The 338-nt window shown below is 47.0% G+C and carries 2 rRNA genes; both read left to right on the top strand.

Annotated features, from left to right (window positions below):
* Positions 1-128, top strand: a 23S ribosomal RNA gene (locus AC0DBE_RS21765); the annotation flags it as partial.
* A 134-nt stretch (positions 129-262) separates the two neighbouring features.
* Positions 263-338 (top strand): 5S ribosomal RNA (gene rrf / locus AC0DBE_RS21760); the annotation flags it as partial.

Raw genomic sequence — 338 nt, 5'->3', positions numbered from 1 at the left:
CTCAAGATGAGATTTCCCATTCCGCAAGGAAGTAAGATCCCTGAAAGATGATCAGGTTGATAGGTCTGAGGTGGAAGTGTGGCGACACATGGAGCTGACAGATACTAATCGATCGAGGACTTAACCATATTTTGAATGATGTCACACCTGTTATCTAGTTTTGAGAGAACACCTCTCTAAAAGGCGGAAAAGCAAAGAAACTCCGCTAAGGGCTCTCACATCCTGTGAGAAACGCCCAGTACCTTCATCCTGAAGGCATTTGTTTGGTGGCGATAGCGAAGAGGTCACACCCGTTCCCATACCGAACACGGAAGTTAAGCTCTTCAGCGCCGATGGTA

The organism is Bacillus sp. VA15, from assembly GCF_055721145.1.
The sequence above is the reverse complement of the archived record's forward strand: the minus strand, read 5'-3'. Positions and strand labels throughout refer to the sequence as shown.